This window comes from Bradyrhizobium sp. S3.2.6 (assembly GCF_040546885.1).
In the GTDB taxonomy this organism is placed as follows: domain Bacteria; phylum Pseudomonadota; class Alphaproteobacteria; order Rhizobiales; family Xanthobacteraceae; genus Bradyrhizobium; species Bradyrhizobium cytisi.
In genome coordinates this window covers 681,047-696,608 of sequence record NZ_JBEPOS010000002.1, presented here as the reverse complement: position 1 = coordinate 696,608, position 15,562 = coordinate 681,047, and the positions used below count along the sequence as shown (strand labels likewise).

At 64.2% G+C, this 15,562-nt stretch carries 16 protein-coding genes; 6 read left to right on the top strand and 10 right to left on the bottom strand.

The window, feature by feature from the left end; all coding sequences use genetic code 11:
• Positions 1-11: 11 nt before the first annotated feature.
• From ABID58_RS07445 to ABID58_RS07420, 6 genes are all read right to left on the bottom strand, one after another.
• Positions 12-527 (bottom strand): flavin reductase, encoded by a 516-nt coding sequence (locus ABID58_RS07445; RefSeq protein WP_354032120.1) that lies wholly within the window; start codon positions 525-527, stop codon positions 12-14.
• A gap of 8 nt (positions 528-535) precedes the next feature.
• Complete coding sequence (locus ABID58_RS07440; protein ID WP_354032119.1) at positions 536-1,789, bottom strand: Zn-dependent hydrolase; 1,254 nt, start codon at positions 1,787-1,789, stop codon at positions 536-538.
• A gap of 4 nt (positions 1,790-1,793) precedes the next feature.
• Positions 1,794-2,675, bottom strand: a complete 882-nt coding sequence (locus ABID58_RS07435) for an alpha/beta fold hydrolase (RefSeq protein WP_354032118.1) — start codon at positions 2,673-2,675, stop codon at positions 1,794-1,796.
• 11 nt (positions 2,676-2,686) lie between these two features.
• Entirely contained in the window at positions 2,687-3,832 is a 1,146-nt protein-coding gene (locus tag ABID58_RS07430; protein WP_354032117.1) for a pyridoxal phosphate-dependent aminotransferase, read from the bottom strand.
• Between the two features lie 7 nt (positions 3,833-3,839).
• Entirely contained in the window at positions 3,840-4,619 is a 780-nt protein-coding gene (locus tag ABID58_RS07425; RefSeq protein WP_148749149.1) for an SDR family oxidoreductase, read from the bottom strand.
• Positions 4,620-4,686: 67 nt separating this feature from the next.
• Positions 4,687-5,403, bottom strand: coding sequence for a GntR family transcriptional regulator (locus tag ABID58_RS07420; RefSeq protein ID WP_354032116.1), 717 nt, complete (start codon positions 5,401-5,403; stop codon positions 4,687-4,689).
• Between the two features lie 224 nt (positions 5,404-5,627).
• Here ABID58_RS07420 and ABID58_RS07415 point away from each other — a divergent pair, with 224 nt between their 5' ends.
• Genes ABID58_RS07415 through ABID58_RS07390 form a run of 6 tightly spaced genes read left to right on the top strand, consistent with a single transcriptional unit; the run spans position 5,628 to position 11,183 of the window.
• A complete protein-coding gene (locus ABID58_RS07415) occupies positions 5,628-6,491 on the top strand; it encodes an ABC transporter ATP-binding protein (protein ID WP_354032115.1) in 864 nt (287 codons plus the stop codon).
• A complete protein-coding gene (locus tag ABID58_RS07410) occupies positions 6,488-7,267 on the top strand; it encodes a class II aldolase/adducin family protein (RefSeq protein ID WP_354032114.1) in 780 nt (259 codons plus the stop codon). The genes ABID58_RS07415 and ABID58_RS07410 overlap by 4 nt, the downstream gene beginning before the upstream one ends.
• A gap of 23 nt (positions 7,268-7,290) precedes the next feature.
• Positions 7,291-8,307: an ABC transporter substrate-binding protein gene (locus tag ABID58_RS07405; RefSeq protein WP_354032113.1), complete on the top strand. Its 1,017-nt coding sequence runs from the start codon at positions 7,291-7,293 to the stop codon at positions 8,305-8,307.
• Complete coding sequence (locus tag ABID58_RS07400) at positions 8,304-9,119, top strand: ABC transporter permease (protein ID WP_354032112.1); 816 nt, start codon at positions 8,304-8,306, stop codon at positions 9,117-9,119. Before ABID58_RS07405 ends, ABID58_RS07400 begins: the two co-directional genes overlap by 4 nt.
• Positions 9,116-9,874, top strand: a complete 759-nt coding sequence (locus ABID58_RS07395) for an ABC transporter permease (RefSeq protein WP_148749154.1) — start codon at positions 9,116-9,118, stop codon at positions 9,872-9,874. Before ABID58_RS07400 ends, ABID58_RS07395 begins: the two co-directional genes overlap by 4 nt.
• A 4-nt stretch (positions 9,875-9,878) precedes the next feature.
• Complete coding sequence (locus ABID58_RS07390) at positions 9,879-11,183, top strand: LLM class flavin-dependent oxidoreductase (protein ID WP_354032111.1); 1,305 nt, start codon at positions 9,879-9,881, stop codon at positions 11,181-11,183.
• A 266-nt stretch (positions 11,184-11,449) separates the two neighbouring features.
• On the opposite strand, the gene ABID58_RS07385 is transcribed toward ABID58_RS07390, so the two are convergent.
• The 4 genes from ABID58_RS07385 to ABID58_RS07370 all read right to left on the bottom strand — a co-directional run bounded on the left by ABID58_RS07385 (position 11,450) and on the right by ABID58_RS07370 (position 15,441).
• Complete coding sequence (locus ABID58_RS07385; protein ID WP_148749156.1) at positions 11,450-12,178, bottom strand: SDR family oxidoreductase; 729 nt, start codon at positions 12,176-12,178, stop codon at positions 11,450-11,452.
• A gap of 25 nt (positions 12,179-12,203) precedes the next feature.
• Positions 12,204-13,460 (bottom strand): sugar ABC transporter permease, encoded by a 1,257-nt coding sequence (locus ABID58_RS07380; protein WP_148749157.1) that lies wholly within the window; start codon positions 13,458-13,460, stop codon positions 12,204-12,206.
• The gene (locus ABID58_RS07375; protein ID WP_354032110.1) at positions 13,457-14,278 is read right to left on the bottom strand and encodes an ATP-binding cassette domain-containing protein; all 822 of its coding nucleotides are present in this window, start codon (positions 14,276-14,278) and stop codon (positions 13,457-13,459) included. The genes ABID58_RS07380 and ABID58_RS07375 overlap by 4 nt, the downstream gene beginning before the upstream one ends.
• A gap of 77 nt (positions 14,279-14,355) precedes the next feature.
• Entirely contained in the window at positions 14,356-15,441 is a 1,086-nt protein-coding gene (locus tag ABID58_RS07370) for an ABC transporter substrate-binding protein (protein ID WP_354032109.1), read from the bottom strand.
• Between the last annotated feature and the right edge of the window lie 121 nt (positions 15,442-15,562).

The following is a 15,562-nucleotide window of genomic DNA, read 5'->3' as shown; positions in this document are numbered from 1 at the left end:
AGCTTTTGCCCCTAAAACGAGCACCCAGGCTCGGCCGGATCGGTCACCCCGACCGTATGGTAGGCGCGGCCGAAATAGATCAGATTGTCGGTGCAGCCGGATTTTTGCACAGCCACGACACGGCAGAACAGCACATCATGCGTGCCGACATTGACGATATCGGCAATCCGGCAGTCGAACGCGGCAGCACAGTCGGCCAGCATCGGCGCGCCTGTTTCGAGCGTCGACCACGCGGCTGCGGCAAACCGTTCCTCCGCTGGCACCTTGCCGCCGAACAAGCGGGACAGTGGCTCGTGCCGGGCCGAGAGCACGTTGACGCACGCCACCTTGTTGCGCGTCACGCCGGCATAGGCCGAGGAGCCGCGGTTGATGCAGACCAGCAGCGTCGGCGGATCGTCCGTGACGCTGCAAATCGCAGATGCAGCAAATCCGGCACGGCCCGCGCCGCCGTCGGTCGTGACGATACTGACGGCCGCACCGAGACAAGCCATCGCGTCGCGGTAGTCTTGAGGGGCGACGTCCTGCATCGGTATTCTTACGCCTCGACGGCAGGCGCAAAGGCGAGCCTGCGCAACACCTGCACCAACACGGACGCGCCGGCGGCAACGTGATCAGGTTCGGCCCATTCGTGCTCGACATGGCTCGCGCCGTCGCGGCACGGGATGAAGATCATGGCAGCGGGACAGATTTTGGCGAGATGACGGGCATCGTGACCGGCCGCGGAAAGGATCGTCATGGCGGAATGTCCCTGCTCACGCGCCGCCTGTGCGATGCTCGCCCGCAGGCGCTCATCGAAGGCGTTCGACGGCGCATCGACGAGCGGCGTCACCGTGACCGCGCACGGTGAGGCGTTCTCCTCGCAAAGAGCTTTGATACGCGCACCGGCCGCATCGAGCACGGCATTGTCAGGGTGACGCAGATCGATACTGAAGCTGACGCGCGACGGCACCACGGACGGCGCATTCGGCGAGACTGTAACCCGGCCGATGGTGAATTTGATGTCTGCGTCAATGGTGCCGATCTCGGTATGGAGCGCCGTCGCCATCCGGGCAAAGGCCGCGAGCGCATCCCGCCGCTCCAACTGCGCCAGCGTGCCGGCATGGCCCTCGGCACCCACGACCACCACCTGAAAGGTCTTCTTGCCCTGGATGCCGGCGACGACACCGATGGTGCAGGCGGCCGCTTCCAGCAATGGTCCCTGCTCAATGTGCAATTCGAGATAGGCTCCGACCGCAAAGCCGAGTGGTCGATGCGGCATATCGGGAAAAGCCTGATGGAGGCGATCGAGCGCCTCGCCGACGCTGATGCCGTCTGCATCGCGCGCGGCGCGGATCGCGTCCATGTCGCGCTCGCCCGTAAAGGCCTCCGAACCCATCATGCCCGGAGCGAAGCGCGAGCCCTCCTCGTTCATCCAGGCGACGACGATGACGTCGCGCGCAGGCTTGTCGCCTCGCTCGGCGAGCGAGACCACCGCCTCCAACGCTGCCATCACGCCGGCCGCACCGTCGAACTTGCCGCCGGTCGGCTGGCTATCGAGATGGCTACCAAGGAGAAGCGGCAGCGCGACGCGATCGCGGCCGGCCAGCGCCAGGAACAGATTTCCCGCGGCATCCGTCGACGGTGTCAATCCTGCCTCAAGCGCCCAGCCGATGACCCGTCGCCACGCCGCGATCTCGCCATCGCTCAGCGCCTGGCGGTTGACCCCGCCGGCCGGCGTCGCGCCGATCTCGGCGAGCGCCATCAAGCGGGTCCAGAGCCGATCGGCGTTGATCAGAGGCTGGCTCGTCATCGATCTACTTCGTACGCATAATCTGGCCCGGCAGCGCGCGGGGATCGCGTGGCAGCCAGTGTCCGACCTCGACCTGGGCAATGAACTCGGCGAGCAGTGCGTTGAACGCCGCCGGTTCTTCGAGATTGAGCGTGTGGCCGGTCTTGGGGAAGACCGAGAGGCCGCAGGCCGGAATGGTCTTCTTCAGGAAGAAGCCGGGCTGGAGGCAGTGATCGTCCTCGTCACCGACGACGACCAGCGTCGGCACCATCATCTTTTTCAGGTCGTCTTCGAGGTCATAGAAGGACGGCCGCCGCGCCTGGACGCCGCGCATGGTGTTGGCGGCACCGCGATCGGAATGGGTGGCAAGGCGATCGGCGAATTCCTGCCAGCCCCGCGGATCCTTGTTCTGGAACTGAACGCGGCTCGCGCCGAGCGCATAGATCTTCGAAAACTCCTTCGCGCCCTGCTTTTCGAAATTGTCGGCAACTTCGCGCGAGACGCCACGAAAATACTCCTCGAACTCCTTCTCGCAGCCATAGCCGGCGCCGGCGACGGTGAGCGACAAAGCGCGCGCCGGCGTGCGCAGGCCGAAATGCACCGTGCAGAAGCCGCCCATGGAGAGGCCGACGATGTGCGCTTTCTCGATCTTGAGCGCGTCGAGCACGGCGACCGCATCGTCCGCAGCGATCGCCTGCGAATAGGCCTCCACGCTGTCGGGCACGTCCGACGGCGGATAGCCGCGCGCGGCGTAGCTGATGCAGCGGTAGCGGCGGCTGAAATAGCGGAGCTGCGGCTCCCAGCTTTCGTGATTGCCGCCGAACTCGTGAATGAAGAGGATCGGCGTGCCCTCGCCCGCCTCTTCCACATGAAGCTTCACACCGTCCTTCGTTGTGATCATCGTCATCGGCATCGTCCCTAGAATTGCGGCGGCAGGTCGTTCAGCGTGCGTGCCTGCGCGACCATCTCCGGCAATAGCGTGCAGAGCTTTTCGACCCAGGCCTGCGGCACCGAGGTGCTGATCTTCACAAAACGGTCGCCGAAGCGCTGGGTGTGATAAGTGCCCTGGCGGATCATGATGCCCTGGCGGCGATAGCATTCGACCAGCGCCTCGGGGCGGATGCCTGCCGCGATGGTTTCGAGCACCAGGAAGTTTCCGTGCGAGGGCATGATCGGCAGCGCGAGTCCCTCGATACCGGCCGCCGCTTCCTGGATCATCGCCTTGTTGGCGCGGTCGGTGCTGCGGACCTTCTTCATCCATTCGGCCTTGACCGACAAGCCCGCCTGCGCGGCGCGCTGGGCGATGACGCTCGCGCCGAGCACGCTGGTGGAGGTCTGCGCCAACTCCTCGAACAGGTCGGGCGCTGCGACAAGCGCACCGATGCGCAGGCCGGCGAGCCCGAGCCATTTCGAAAAGCTGGTCGAGACCACCGAGCCTCTCGGCGCCACATGAAGTGCCGGCGTGTGGCCGTCTGCGAAATCGCGGTAGGTGCAGTCATGCACCAGCAGCGCGCCGCAGTCGCGCGCGATCGCCGCAAAACTCTCGATCTCCTCGCGCGTGTAGCGGATGCCGAGCGGATTGTTGGGATCGACCAGATAAATGATCGCGGTGCGCTCATCGACATGGGCCTTCAGCGCCTCAGCCGTCAGGCGATAGTTGCAGGCCGGATCGTAGATCGGAATCTCGATCACCTCGGCGCCCTGCTGGCGCGCGAACAGGCACGGCCATTTCCAGGTCGGATCGGTCGTCACAAACGTCGTGCCGGGCTTGCAGCGGGCGCGGCAGATCATGGCCAGCGCGTTGACGCCACCCTCAGTCACCAGCGCTTCGCAGCCGGGCGTGCCGAGATCGGCGACGATCGCCGCGCGCAGCGCCTCGAAGCCGAGCGGCGGGGCATAGGCATTGAACTCGCCCGCCTCGATCGAGCGCAGCATTGCTTCGCGCACGGCGGGATGGCTCTCGATATGGTTGGTGTTCTGGCCGAGCCAACAGAGTTCCGGCGTCGCCGAGAGCTCGTCGAAATAGCGATTGCGGACCAGCGCCGCGGATTGAGGTCCCGACATCGACGCCTCAGATCACCGAGCCGCGCGCGGCGATGCCGCCGTCGATCGTCACCACGGTGCCGGTGACGTAGCCCGACCGCGGCGAGGACAGGAAGGCGACGAGATCGGCCACTTCTTCCGACGTCGCTGGGCGCTTGCCCGGATATTTGTCGAACAGCTCCTCCCAGCGGCTTTCGTCGCCGAGCATGTCGATCGCCTTGCGCTTCATGATCTTGAGCATGCGGTCGGTGGCCACCGGCCCCGGATTGACCGCGACGACGCGCACGCCGTGATCGAGACTGCGGCCGCCGAGCGCCTTGGTGAAGGACATCAGCGCCGCATTGCCGGTCGAGCCCGCGATGTAGCTCGCGTCCCAGTTCTCACCCGAATTGCCGATGATGTTGATGATGACGCCGTCCTTGCCCTTCATGCGCGGATAATAAAGACGCGACAGCGTGATGTAACCGAACACCTTGAGATCGAAGCCGCGCCGCCATGCGGCATCGTCGAGGATCTCCAGCGAGCCGGCCGGGATGTCGCCGGCGTTGTTGATGAGAATGTCGATGTCGCCGACTTCGGCCGCGAGCTTCTCCATCGCAGCCGTACTCGACAGGTCGAGTGCGTGGATGCTGATCTTCACACCATGGCGGGCTTCGAGCTGCTTCTTGGCCTCGAGCATCGCCTCGCCGTTGCGGGCAGCGAGATGCAAATGACAGCCCTCCGCGGCGAAGAGCTCGGCCACCGCAAGTCCAATTCCTTTCGACGCCCCGGTGATCAGGGCGGTCTTGTTCGTCAGCTTCAGGTCCACTCCGGGTCTCCAGGATGCAATCCAGATATACAAAGTCTAGCAATTTGCATACCAACCGATCCCCGGGTCATTCGAAGCCGGCGAGAAAGTCCAGAAGGTTGTCGCCGAGCAGGTTGACGTGGTCCCGCATGGCGCTGTGCGCGCGCTCCGGATCGTGAGCCAGGATCGCCTGCATGATCGCCTCATGCTCGCGGATCGTATCGGCGATCCGGTTCGGCATGCGCGTCACCCGGCGGCGATAGGCCGCCACCTGATTGCGCAGCTTGCGGGTTTGATCCGCGAGGAAGGCATTGCGCGAGGCCTCGTAGATCGCTTCGTGGAATTCCTGGTTGATGTCGTAGAAGATGTCGATGTCGCCGGTTTCGCCCGCCGCCACAAGCCGCTGGTGAATCTCGTCAATTTCCGCCCCCCAGGCTTGCGAGACACGCCGGGCGGCAAGCCGTGCGCAGAGCCCCTCCAGCTCCGCCATGACCTGAAACATCTCGATCAGCGCCTGCGCCTTGATGCTGCGAACCGTCGCGCCCTGCCGGCCGCGCAGCTCGACCAAATTGTTGGCGGCCATCAGGCGGAACGCCTCTCGCACCGGCGTGCGCGAGACGCCGAAACGCTGGGCGATTTCTTGTTCGTCGAGCCGGCTGCCAGGTTCGAGATGGCCCGCCGCGATCGCCCCTTCGAGCTTCTGGCGCAGGCTCTCGGCAAGCGTCATGCCGGGGCTCGCAGCGAGGGTTTCGTGCCCATTTTTGACGCGCTTGCCTCCACTCTGTGCACTAATATCCGCCATCATGTTTCTCCGATACCAATGTCAGTATACATATTGGCACTCACATCTCAGTGAAATGCCCTATTCTCTCTCGGAGATGCGCATCTCTCCGACCTTCTCGCCGTCGATCTCGCAAGTCTTATGCCTGATTTGCGGGGAAATCGCACTGGCACACGAGTTGCTAAGAGATTTCGACGCGGCCCGCTTTCGTATGCGAATGGCCGCCGCCATTATACAAGGACATGCCGGTGCAGGCCGCCCGCCTCCCCAATCCCGGACCGACCATCGAAGTCCCGCAGGCTCACCCAAAACCTGAGCCGCTGCTCGAGCTGCGCGCGATCAACAAGGCCTTTGGCTCCGTCGTGGCGCTGTCCGGACTTCAGGCGAGCGTCGCCCCGGGCGAGTTCGTCACCGTCGTCGGCCCCAGCGGCTGCGGCAAGAGCACCCTCTTCAACATCGTCGCCGGCCTTGAGGAGCCGGACGCCGGCGGCATCCTGCGCTTCGAGGGCAAGAGCTGCCATGCCGCCGACCTGCTCGGCCGCGTCTCCTTCATGCCGCAGCGCGACCTCTTGTTTCCCTGGCGTAACGTGGTGGACAACGCCATCCTCGCGCTCGAGGTCGAGGGCATGCCGCGCGACCAGGCGCGTGCCAAGGCGCTCAAGATGCTGCCCGAGTTCGGGCTGGCCGGATTCGAGAAGCAATATCCCAATCAATTGTCCGGCGGCATGCGCCAGCGCGTCGCCCTGATGCGCACCTTCCTGTTCGAGCGCGACCTGATGCTGCTGGACGAGCCGTTCGGCGCGCTCGACGCGCTGACGCGGGCGATGATGCAGCGCTGGCTGCTCGATGTCTGGCAGAAATACCGCCGCACCATTCTCTTCATCACCCACGACGTCGACGAGGCGATCTTCCTCGGCGACCGCGTGTTGGTCATGACCGCACGTCCCGGCTCGGTGAAGCTCGAACAGGTCGTCGATCTTCCCCGCCCGCGCAAGCCCGAGATGGTCACCTCCCCTGAATTCGTGCGCCTCAAGCGCGTGCTGCTCGATGCGATCGAGGAGGAAAGCATGAAATCGTTCCAATCCTCCATCGCGCAGGAGAACTCGCAATGAACGCGATGTCAGCGAGAGAACAGCAGGGGATCAATCCGGCGGAGTGGGACGCCCGCGTCAAGCTCGCCGCCTGCTATCGCATGGTCGCCAAGCTCGGCATGGACGATTTGATCTATAATCACATCTCGATGCGCGTTCCCGGCCATGACGATCAGTTCCTGATCAATCCCTATGGGCTTCTGTTCGACGAGATCACTGCCTCGAGCCTGGTGAAGATCGACACCAAGGGCAACAAGCTCGACGACACGCCGCAGGCCGTCAACGTCGCCGCCTTCGTCATCCATGCCGCGATCCACACCTCGAACCATGATGCGACCTGCGTGCTGCACACCCATTCCGACGCGAGCGTTGCAGTCTCCGGACAGGAGAAGGGCCTGCTGCCGCTCAGCCAGTTCGCGATGCGCTTCCACGATCGCCAGGCTTTTCACGATTACGAGGGCGTCGCCATCGACCTGGACGAGCAAGTTCGCCTGGTACGCGATCTCGGCCAGCACAAGGTGATGCTGATGCGTAATCACGGCATCCTCACTGTCGGCCGGACGCCAGGCGAAGCCTTCATGCTGCTCTATTATTTCGAGCGCGCCGCGCGGATCCAGCTCCAGATGCAGGCCGCGGCCGCAGCCGGCGCCAAGCTCGTGATGCCACCGCACGAGGTCTGCGAGAAGGCCGCCCGCCAATTCTGGGAATTGCAGGGCGACATTCTCGTGCCCGGCGAACGCGAATGGCCGGCACTGATGCGTCAGCTCGACCGCACCGATCCATCCTATCGCAATTGATTTTCATCGCCTGGAGTATGACCATGTTGAGCCGACGCTACGCCTTCTCTGTCCTCTCCGCACTCGCACTGGCGACCGGCTCACTTGTCACGGCCGCGCCCGCCGCCGAGTTGCAGAAGGCAAGCTTGCGCCTGAAATGGTTGCCGCAGGCGCAGTTCGCCGGCTTCTACGTCGCGGTGGCCAAGGGCTACTACAAGGCCGAGGGCATCGACCTCACCATCAATCCCGGCGGACCCAATCTGCTGACCGAAAATCTGGTCGCGACCGGCGCCGATATGTTCGGCTTGTCCGGCGGCACCGACAGCGTGTTCGCGGCGCGCGACAAGGGGCTGCCGATCGTCTGCGTCGGCGTGTCGCACCAGATCACGCCATTCATCTTCGTCACCCGCAAGGACGGTCCGGTGAAGACGCTCCAGGACTTCAAGGGCAAGACCGTCACCACATGGTTCACCGGCGCCAACCATGTGCTGAACGGCATGCTGGCCAAGGAAGGCATCAAGCCGGATGAGCTGAAGATCCAGCCGCAGCAGGTTTCGGTGACGCCCTTCGTCGACGGCAACGTCGACGTGATCACGGCGACCTACTACAATGAGTTCTACACCATCCAGTCGCGCATGCCGAAGGACAGCCTGAAGACCTTCGTCGCCGAGGATTACGGCATCACCTTCCCGCGCGACACGCTGATCGTGGCCGAGGCGACCGCCAAGGAGAAGCCGGAGCTGGTCAAGGCGTTTCTGCGGGCGTCGCTGAAGGGCTGGAAGGACGCGTTCTCAGATACCAAGGGCGCCGTCGACACCGTGATGGCCGCAGCCCCGACGCTCGACCGCGCACAGCAGGAGTTCATGCTGACCGAGGTGAAGCGCCTGATGACAGCGGGCGCAGCGGCGAAGAACGGCATATTCTGGATCGACGCCGACGCGGTCAAGACCGCCCACGACTTCTTCCTGAAGTACGGCGTGATCTCCAAGCCGCTCGATCTTGCCGCCGCCTATGACGCCAGCTTCATCCAGAGCATCCCAGCGGCGGACCGGCTGCCGTGAGCAGGCCTGCGGCGACATCGCTCAGTGACGGCCGCGCTGCCGTGCGATCGATCACGATGCCGGATTCGTTGCGCAAGCTGATCCGACTCCTGCTTGGCCTCGCTATCGCGGCGGTGATCTGGGAAGGCGCGGTGCTGCTGTTCGGCATTCGGCCCTATTATTTGCCGCGCCTCAGCGCGATCCTGATGGCGATGGCGGCGACGCCCCGCGCCTATGTCGACGGCTTCCTGCGCACCCTCGCCGAGACGCTGATCGGCTTCGCCTCCGGCGGCGCGTTCGGCGTGCTGATGGGCGTCGTGTTCTTCCGCGTCCGCGCACTACGCGAGATGGTGTTTCCGATCTTCGTGGTGTCGCAGACCATTCCGGTCATCGCCTTCGGCGCGCTGGTCGTGCTGTGGTTCGGCAACACGCTGCTCGCCAAGGCCATCATCGCGTTCTACCTGACCTTCTTTCCGGTGACGGTGAACACCCTGCTCGGCCTCGAAACCGTCGACCTCAAGCAGGTCGACCTGATGCGCAGCTTTGGCGCCTCCAACGGCCAGCTCCTGCTGCGCTTGCAGCTTCCGACCGCGTTGCCGCAGATCTTCGTCGCGCTGCGGCTCGCCGCGTCGCTGAGCCTCGTCGGCGCCATCGTCGGTGAATGGTTCGGCGACACCACGGGGCTCGGCGTGTTGCTGCTCCAGGCCATGTTCACCGAGAACGTCGTGGCGATCTGGGGCGCTCTGCTGGCTTCGGCGCTGCTCGGCACCGGCTTCTATGCGGTGGTCGCCGCAGTCGAGCGGCGCCTCGTGTTCTGGAACGCCGAGCAATGAGCCGCGCAATCGCCTCTCCCTCGCTCGCCGTCCAGCGCGGCATTTTGGGCGCCGTCCTCCTGATCGCATGCTGGGAAGGCACAGCGCGTGGACTGCACCTGCCGGCTTATGTTCTTCCCGCGGTCAGCGACATCCTCGTCGGACTATGGTCGAAACGTGCAACGCTCATCGACGCTGCCGGCTACACCCTGCTCGAAGCGCTGGTGGGCTACGGACTCGGCTGCCTGATCGGCATTGGCCTCGCCGTCGCCATCGCGTTGGTGCCGGCGCTTCGCGCCGCGATCCTGCCGCTCGCAACCGCGATCAATTCGGTGCCCGTGGTCGGCTATTCGCCATTGATCCTGCTCTGGTTCGGGATCGGCGTCAGCTCGAAGATCGTCATGGTGGCAATGGCGGTGAGCTTCACCATCCTGCTGTCGATGCTGTCCGGGCTCGACCGTGTCGACCGCCGCGCCGTCGACCTCATGAAGAGTTTTGGCGCAAGCCGTTTTGGCGTGCTGTGGCGCCTGCGCTTGCCGACCGCGCTACCGCTGCTGCTCGCCGGCATGCGCGTCTCGACGGTACGCAGCGTGATCGTGGCGATCGTCACCGAGATGCTCGGCGCCCAGGGGGGGCTCGGCTGGGTGATCTACCAGGCCGTGCTCCAGATCGATTTCGTCCAGGTCTGGTCGGCGATCTTCGTCGCCTCCGCCGCGAGCCTCGCCTTCTTCGGCCTGATCGGCTTCCTCGAGCGAAAAATCCTGTTCTGGACATGACGCCATGAAACGACAAATGCGTCTCGGCCTGTTCATCCTGGGCACCGGCAGCCATGTCGCGGGATGGCGCCATCCCGGCGCGGTCGACAGCTTTCAGGATTTTGCGGCGATCCAGGAGATCGGCCGCACCGCCGAGCGCGGCAAGTTCGACCTGATCTTCATGGGCGACAATCTCTATGCCGATGCCGCCGCCCATCCCTCCTACACGCTGCGGCTCGAACCGCTCACCATGCTGGCCGCGCTTTCGACCTCGACCAGCCATATCGGCCTCGGCGCCACCGTCTCGACCACCTACAGCGATCCGTTCTCGGTCGCGCGCGTCTTTGCCTCGCTCGACCATATTTCCAAGGGACGCGCGGCTTGGAATGCGGTGACGACGGCCAACCCGGCCACGGCTGCAAATTTCGGTACCGCTCACCCCGACCACGCCCGCCGCTACGAGATGGCAAGCGAATTCCTCGACGTGGTCAAAGGCCTGTGGGACGGCTGGGCGGATGATGCCATCGTCGCCGACCGCGCCAGCGGCGTCTACATCGATCCGGCGAAGCTGCGCGCGATCGACCATGACGGCGCGTTCTTCAAGGTGAAGGGCCCGCTCAACATCGGCCGCAGCCCGCAAGGCCGCCCCGTCGTGCTGCAAGCCGGCGGCTCTGAGGCCGGGCAAGCGCTCGCCGCGCGCACCGCCGACATCGTATTCTCCGTGGTGCAGGACATCGACGAAGCCAAAGCCGGCTACACTTCGCTGAAGACGCGGCTGCCGGCGTTCGGCCGCAAGGCCGAGGATGTCACGGTGCTGCCCGGCGTGATGCCCGTCGTCGGCCGCACCGACAAGGAGGCGTTCGAGAAGCTCAACGTGCTCCAGAGCTTTGTCAGCGGCAGCAACGCGCTTGCCATCCTGTCCGACCGCTTCGGGCGCGACATGTCGGCTTACGACCTCGACGGGCCGATCCCCGACATCGCGCCGTCCGACAGCTACCACAGCTTCGCCAGCGTCATGCTGGCCAAGGGCCGCCGTGAGAACATGACGCTGCGCGACCTCTACAACCTCACAGCTGCCGCCCGCGGCCATTGGGTGCTGTGCGGCTCGGCCGAGCGCATCGCCGACACGCTCCAGCTCTGGTTCGAAGGGCATGCCGCCGACGGCTTTAACGTCATGCCGCCCTATTTCCACGAAGGTTTCGAGGATTTCGTCCAGCTCGTCGTGCCGATCTTGCAGGAGCGCGGGCTGTTCCGCACGGACTATGAGGGAACCACGCTGCGCGATCACCTCGGCCTATCGCGGCCGGCCAATCCGTTCTTCCAGGCCTAGTCTAGCCCGCACTGGCGATCCGCAAGGTGCGCTCAAGCGCCTGCCGACCTCGCGGGCGAAACCCATCTCGTGAGCGACGCACAGCATGGTCATGCCCTCTTCCGGGGGCCTCTTCGCTCGCAAGAGTCCCCAAAAGCGAAAGCATCTCTTCGCCATTCCTCATCGAACACTGCGGCCCGCGCACTTCCCGTGCCGACATAGATGCCGAGGAAATTCTTTTCCGGCATGCTCCGTGATTTCCTTACCGTGTTTGACGATGACGCGTCTTACAAGTCGTTGCTCTGGGGCAGGATGACGAGATCGCGGATGGTGACGTTCCTCGGCCGCGTCAGCATGAACAGCACGGCCTCGGCCACTTCCGCCGGCTGCATCAAGCCTCCGGCGGCCAATTCGTCATCGAGCTTGTCCTTGGGCCAGTCCTTGATCAGGGCCGTGACCACGGGACCTGGAGCCACGGCGCCGACGCGCAGCCCATGCTTGGCGACCTGCCGCCTGACCGTATGCACGAACGCCTGAACGGCATGCTTGGAAGCGGTGTAGATCGGCTCCCATACCACCGGCACCAGACCCGCAATCGAGCTCGTCACGATAATGTCGCCCGTCCCGCGCGCAACCATGTGTGGCAGGACGGCGTGTACCGAGCGGAAGGCAGCGTTGACGTTGAGGTTCAGTACGCGGTCCCAGATATCGGGATCGCCGTCGAGGATATCGCCGCCGACGTAGGTTCCTGCATTCGCATGGAAGATGTCGAGTTGGCCCGCGAGGTCCAGTATCCGCGGCATCATACGGCTGACGCTTTCAGGCATGGTGAGGTCGATCGTCAACGGGATCGCCTCCTGGCCGAGGATTGCGCAAGCCGACTTCAAGGCATCCTCGTCACGGTCGACCAGCACGACGCGCGCGCCCTCGCGCAGCAAAATCCTGGAGCATTCCAGACCGATCCCCGAGGCCGCTCCCGTGATGGCGGCCACTTTTCCGGACAGCGTGAGAGTCATGGCATTCCTGTTGCTTGGGGTGATTTCAGGCCCGGCCATGGGACATGCGCGAGCGGCGGGCCAGCGAATCGACGATGACGGCAACGGCCAGCACGGCACCGGTGATCATGTACCGGAGCGAAGATGATAGATCGAGCAGCGTCAGACCACTTGCAATCGATTGAATTACGATGATGCCAAGCAACGCGGAATAAGCGCTGCCGCGACCGCCGAACAGGCTGGTTCCACCGATCACGGCGGCAGCGATGGCGTTGAGATTGACATCGCCGGTGCCGGCCTGCTGGCTCGCGGACGCGAGGCGCGCCGCCGAAAGGATGCCGCCAGCGGCCGCGAAGGTCGCGCATAGCACGAAGGCCGTCATGTGGGTCCGACGCACGTTGATTCCGGCGCGGCGCGCCGCCTCCCGGTTGCCGCCGACGGCATTCATCGAGCGTCCCCACTTCGTTCGGGTCAACGCATAATTCATCGCGACGACCAGGGCTACGAACAGACCGAACATCCAGGGCACGCCGCGATCCTGGTTGAGATAGTAAACGACGAGCTCGAGGACGATCGTGATCACGATGCCGCGAAGCAACAGGCTGCCCAGCGATCTCGCCGACAGACCAGCCCGCTTGCGGCGGGCAGCCGTTCGAAAGGCCGTTGCGAAGATCACCGCGCCGGTCACCGCAGCCAGCGTGTAGGCGACAGCAGGCGACATCACCAGCGTCTGGCCAAAATTCACAAGCGGCGAGCCATACGGCAGATTGATCGAGCCCGTCGAGCCCAGAAGATAAAGCTGCAAGCCCAGAACCGCGAGCAGGCCGGCCAGTGTCGAGACGAAGCTTGGCATCCCAAAGCGGTTAAACAACACCGCGTAGAGTGCGCCAATGGCTCCGCCGACGACGAGGCCCGCGAAAATCGCGAGCCATGCGGGCCATTCCATGTTGACCCAGAGCACGCCGACCACGGCCGAAGCGAAACCGCTGACCGAGCCGACCGACAGATCGATTTCACCGACCATCAGCACGCAGACAATCCCAAGCGCGATCACCCCCACAGTCGAACAGTCGAACAGCAGGTTGACGAGATTGTTGCTCGACAGGAACACGGGATTGAGGCTCTGGAACGCCGTGCAGATGATCACGAGCCCGATCACGACCGGAAGCGCACCGAGATCGCCGGAGCGGACCCGGTCCAGGAAGGCGCGCGTGGCGCCGGCAAGACCCGCATCATGGCGAATCCGCTCGTCCGCGCGATCGAGCGGCGCCGACGTTGCGCGACGTTCCTTGTCGCCGTTCACGGCCGCGGCTCCCCTGAATGTTCGCGTGAGCCCTGTCGCCGCTCCGCGCGGCGGGACACGGCATTGTTCGAGGCCCCCGTGATGGCGCTCACGAGTTCCTGGTTGGAAGCGTCGGGATGGAAGATGCCGTTGTTGCGTCCGAGCCGCAGCACCACGATCCGGTCCGCGACCGCGCGGACGTCTTCCATATTGTGGCTGATCATCACCACGGCGAGACCACGATCGCGGACGCGCTCGATCAAATCCAGCACCTCGGCGGTCTGCGCCACGCCAAGCGCAGCCGTTGGTTCGTCGAGCAGGATCAGCTTCGGCTCGAGCAGCAGCGAACGGGCGATCGCAACCGTCTGGCGCTGGCCGCCGGAAAGCGATGCCACCGGCTCGCGAACACTAGGGATGCGCGCCGACAGTTCGTTGAGCAGGGTCCAGGCCCGAATCTCCATCGCCACCTCGTCGAGACGCCATGGATCAAGTTCCCGTCCGAGGAAAATGTTAGCGACGACGTCGAGATTCTCGCACAGCGCCAGGTCCTGGAATACGGTCGCGATTCCGAGCCGCAGCGACGCGGCCGGATCGTCGAGGACTACGATTTCACCGCAGAAGGTGATCGTGCCCGAATCCGGCAGATGAACGCCGGCGAGGATCTTCACTAGGGTCGACTTGCCGGCGCCATTGTCGCCGACTAGCGCGACGACCTCGCCGGCGTGCACATCCAGATCGATATTGGTCAAGGCGGAGACGGCGCCGAAGCTCTTCGAAATGCCGCGCAGGCTGAGCACTAAGCCGTTCCGCGAATTGGATTGGGATACCGGGTCGATCATGCGGGCGTTCCGTGATCGTCCCGGCCATGCGGCGAACCGAACCGCATCGCCGGGCCAAATGATACCTTGCCGAAATTCTACTTCGCAATGCCGAGTTTCTTGCAGCCTTCGGTATAGCGGCCCGCGCAGAGCACTTCGGAAGTCTGGATCGGCTTGCCGTTGATCCGCTTGTCTACGATCTCTGCCTTGAGGTTGTCGGCCGTGACCAGCGTCGGCGTGAACAGCTGCGATGGCGTGTTGAATAGCGTCGTCTCAGATTTTGGCTTCTCCCCCGCCAGCAATTGGACGGCCACATTGGCCGCTGCTGCGGCGACGATCTCGCTTGGCTTGTTGATGGTGTTGTATTGGTCGCCGGCGATAATGAGTTGAAGGCCGGCGATCGTGGCGTCGTTGCCCGTGACCGGCGGCACCGGATTGACGCCGGCGGCCTTGAGCGCCGCAATCGCGGCGCCGCCGGTACCGTCGTTGGCAGCAACAACGCCCACGATCTTCTTTCCGAAACGGGTGATCTGGCCGCTCGCCCACTGCTGTGCCTTCGGCGGCGCCCAATCCGGCGTGTCGTACTCAGCGAGCGTCTTGTACCCGCTGCCGGCCAGACCGTCGTGGATGCCGTCCCTGATCAGCCCGGCCGCGGCATCGGTCGGTGAGCCGTTGATCTCCAGCACGCCGACATCGTCGGCCGGCACGTTGGTCGCCTTGAGATGGTCGACCAGCGATTTGGCGATCGCCTTGCCGATCGCCTTGTTGTCGAAGGACACGTAGAAGTCCGCTGGCGTGGAGGGGATCGGCCGGTCGTAGGCAATGACCTTCACGCCCTGGCCCTGCGCCTGCTTCACCAGCGACGCTGCGGCGGTGGAATCGACGGGATCGATGACAATCACCTTGGCGCCTTGCGAAATAACAGAATTGAACTGCTGCTGCTGGCGCGACGCATTGGCGTCGGCATTCTGATAGAGCACCTTGCAGGTCGGGCACAGCTTGCTCATTTCAGCCACGAAACCGGGGTGATCGTGTTCTTCGTAACGGGTCGATGCCTGGTCCGGCATCAGAAAGGCGACGGTCGCTCCTGACACCTTGGCATTCTGACCGAAAGCGGAGCCTCCAGTCAGGACGCCCAAGGCTAGCGCCGCCACCCCAACCGCGTTCAATGATGATCGTGTCATATGGTCTTCTCCCTAGTGTAAGAGCAACCTTTCCGGTTGCCTTTTGAATGCGTAGGGTTGGCGCCGGCGATCCCGGACGATCCCGCTTCTTTTTGTCTATCGCTGAACACAACAGTCTTCG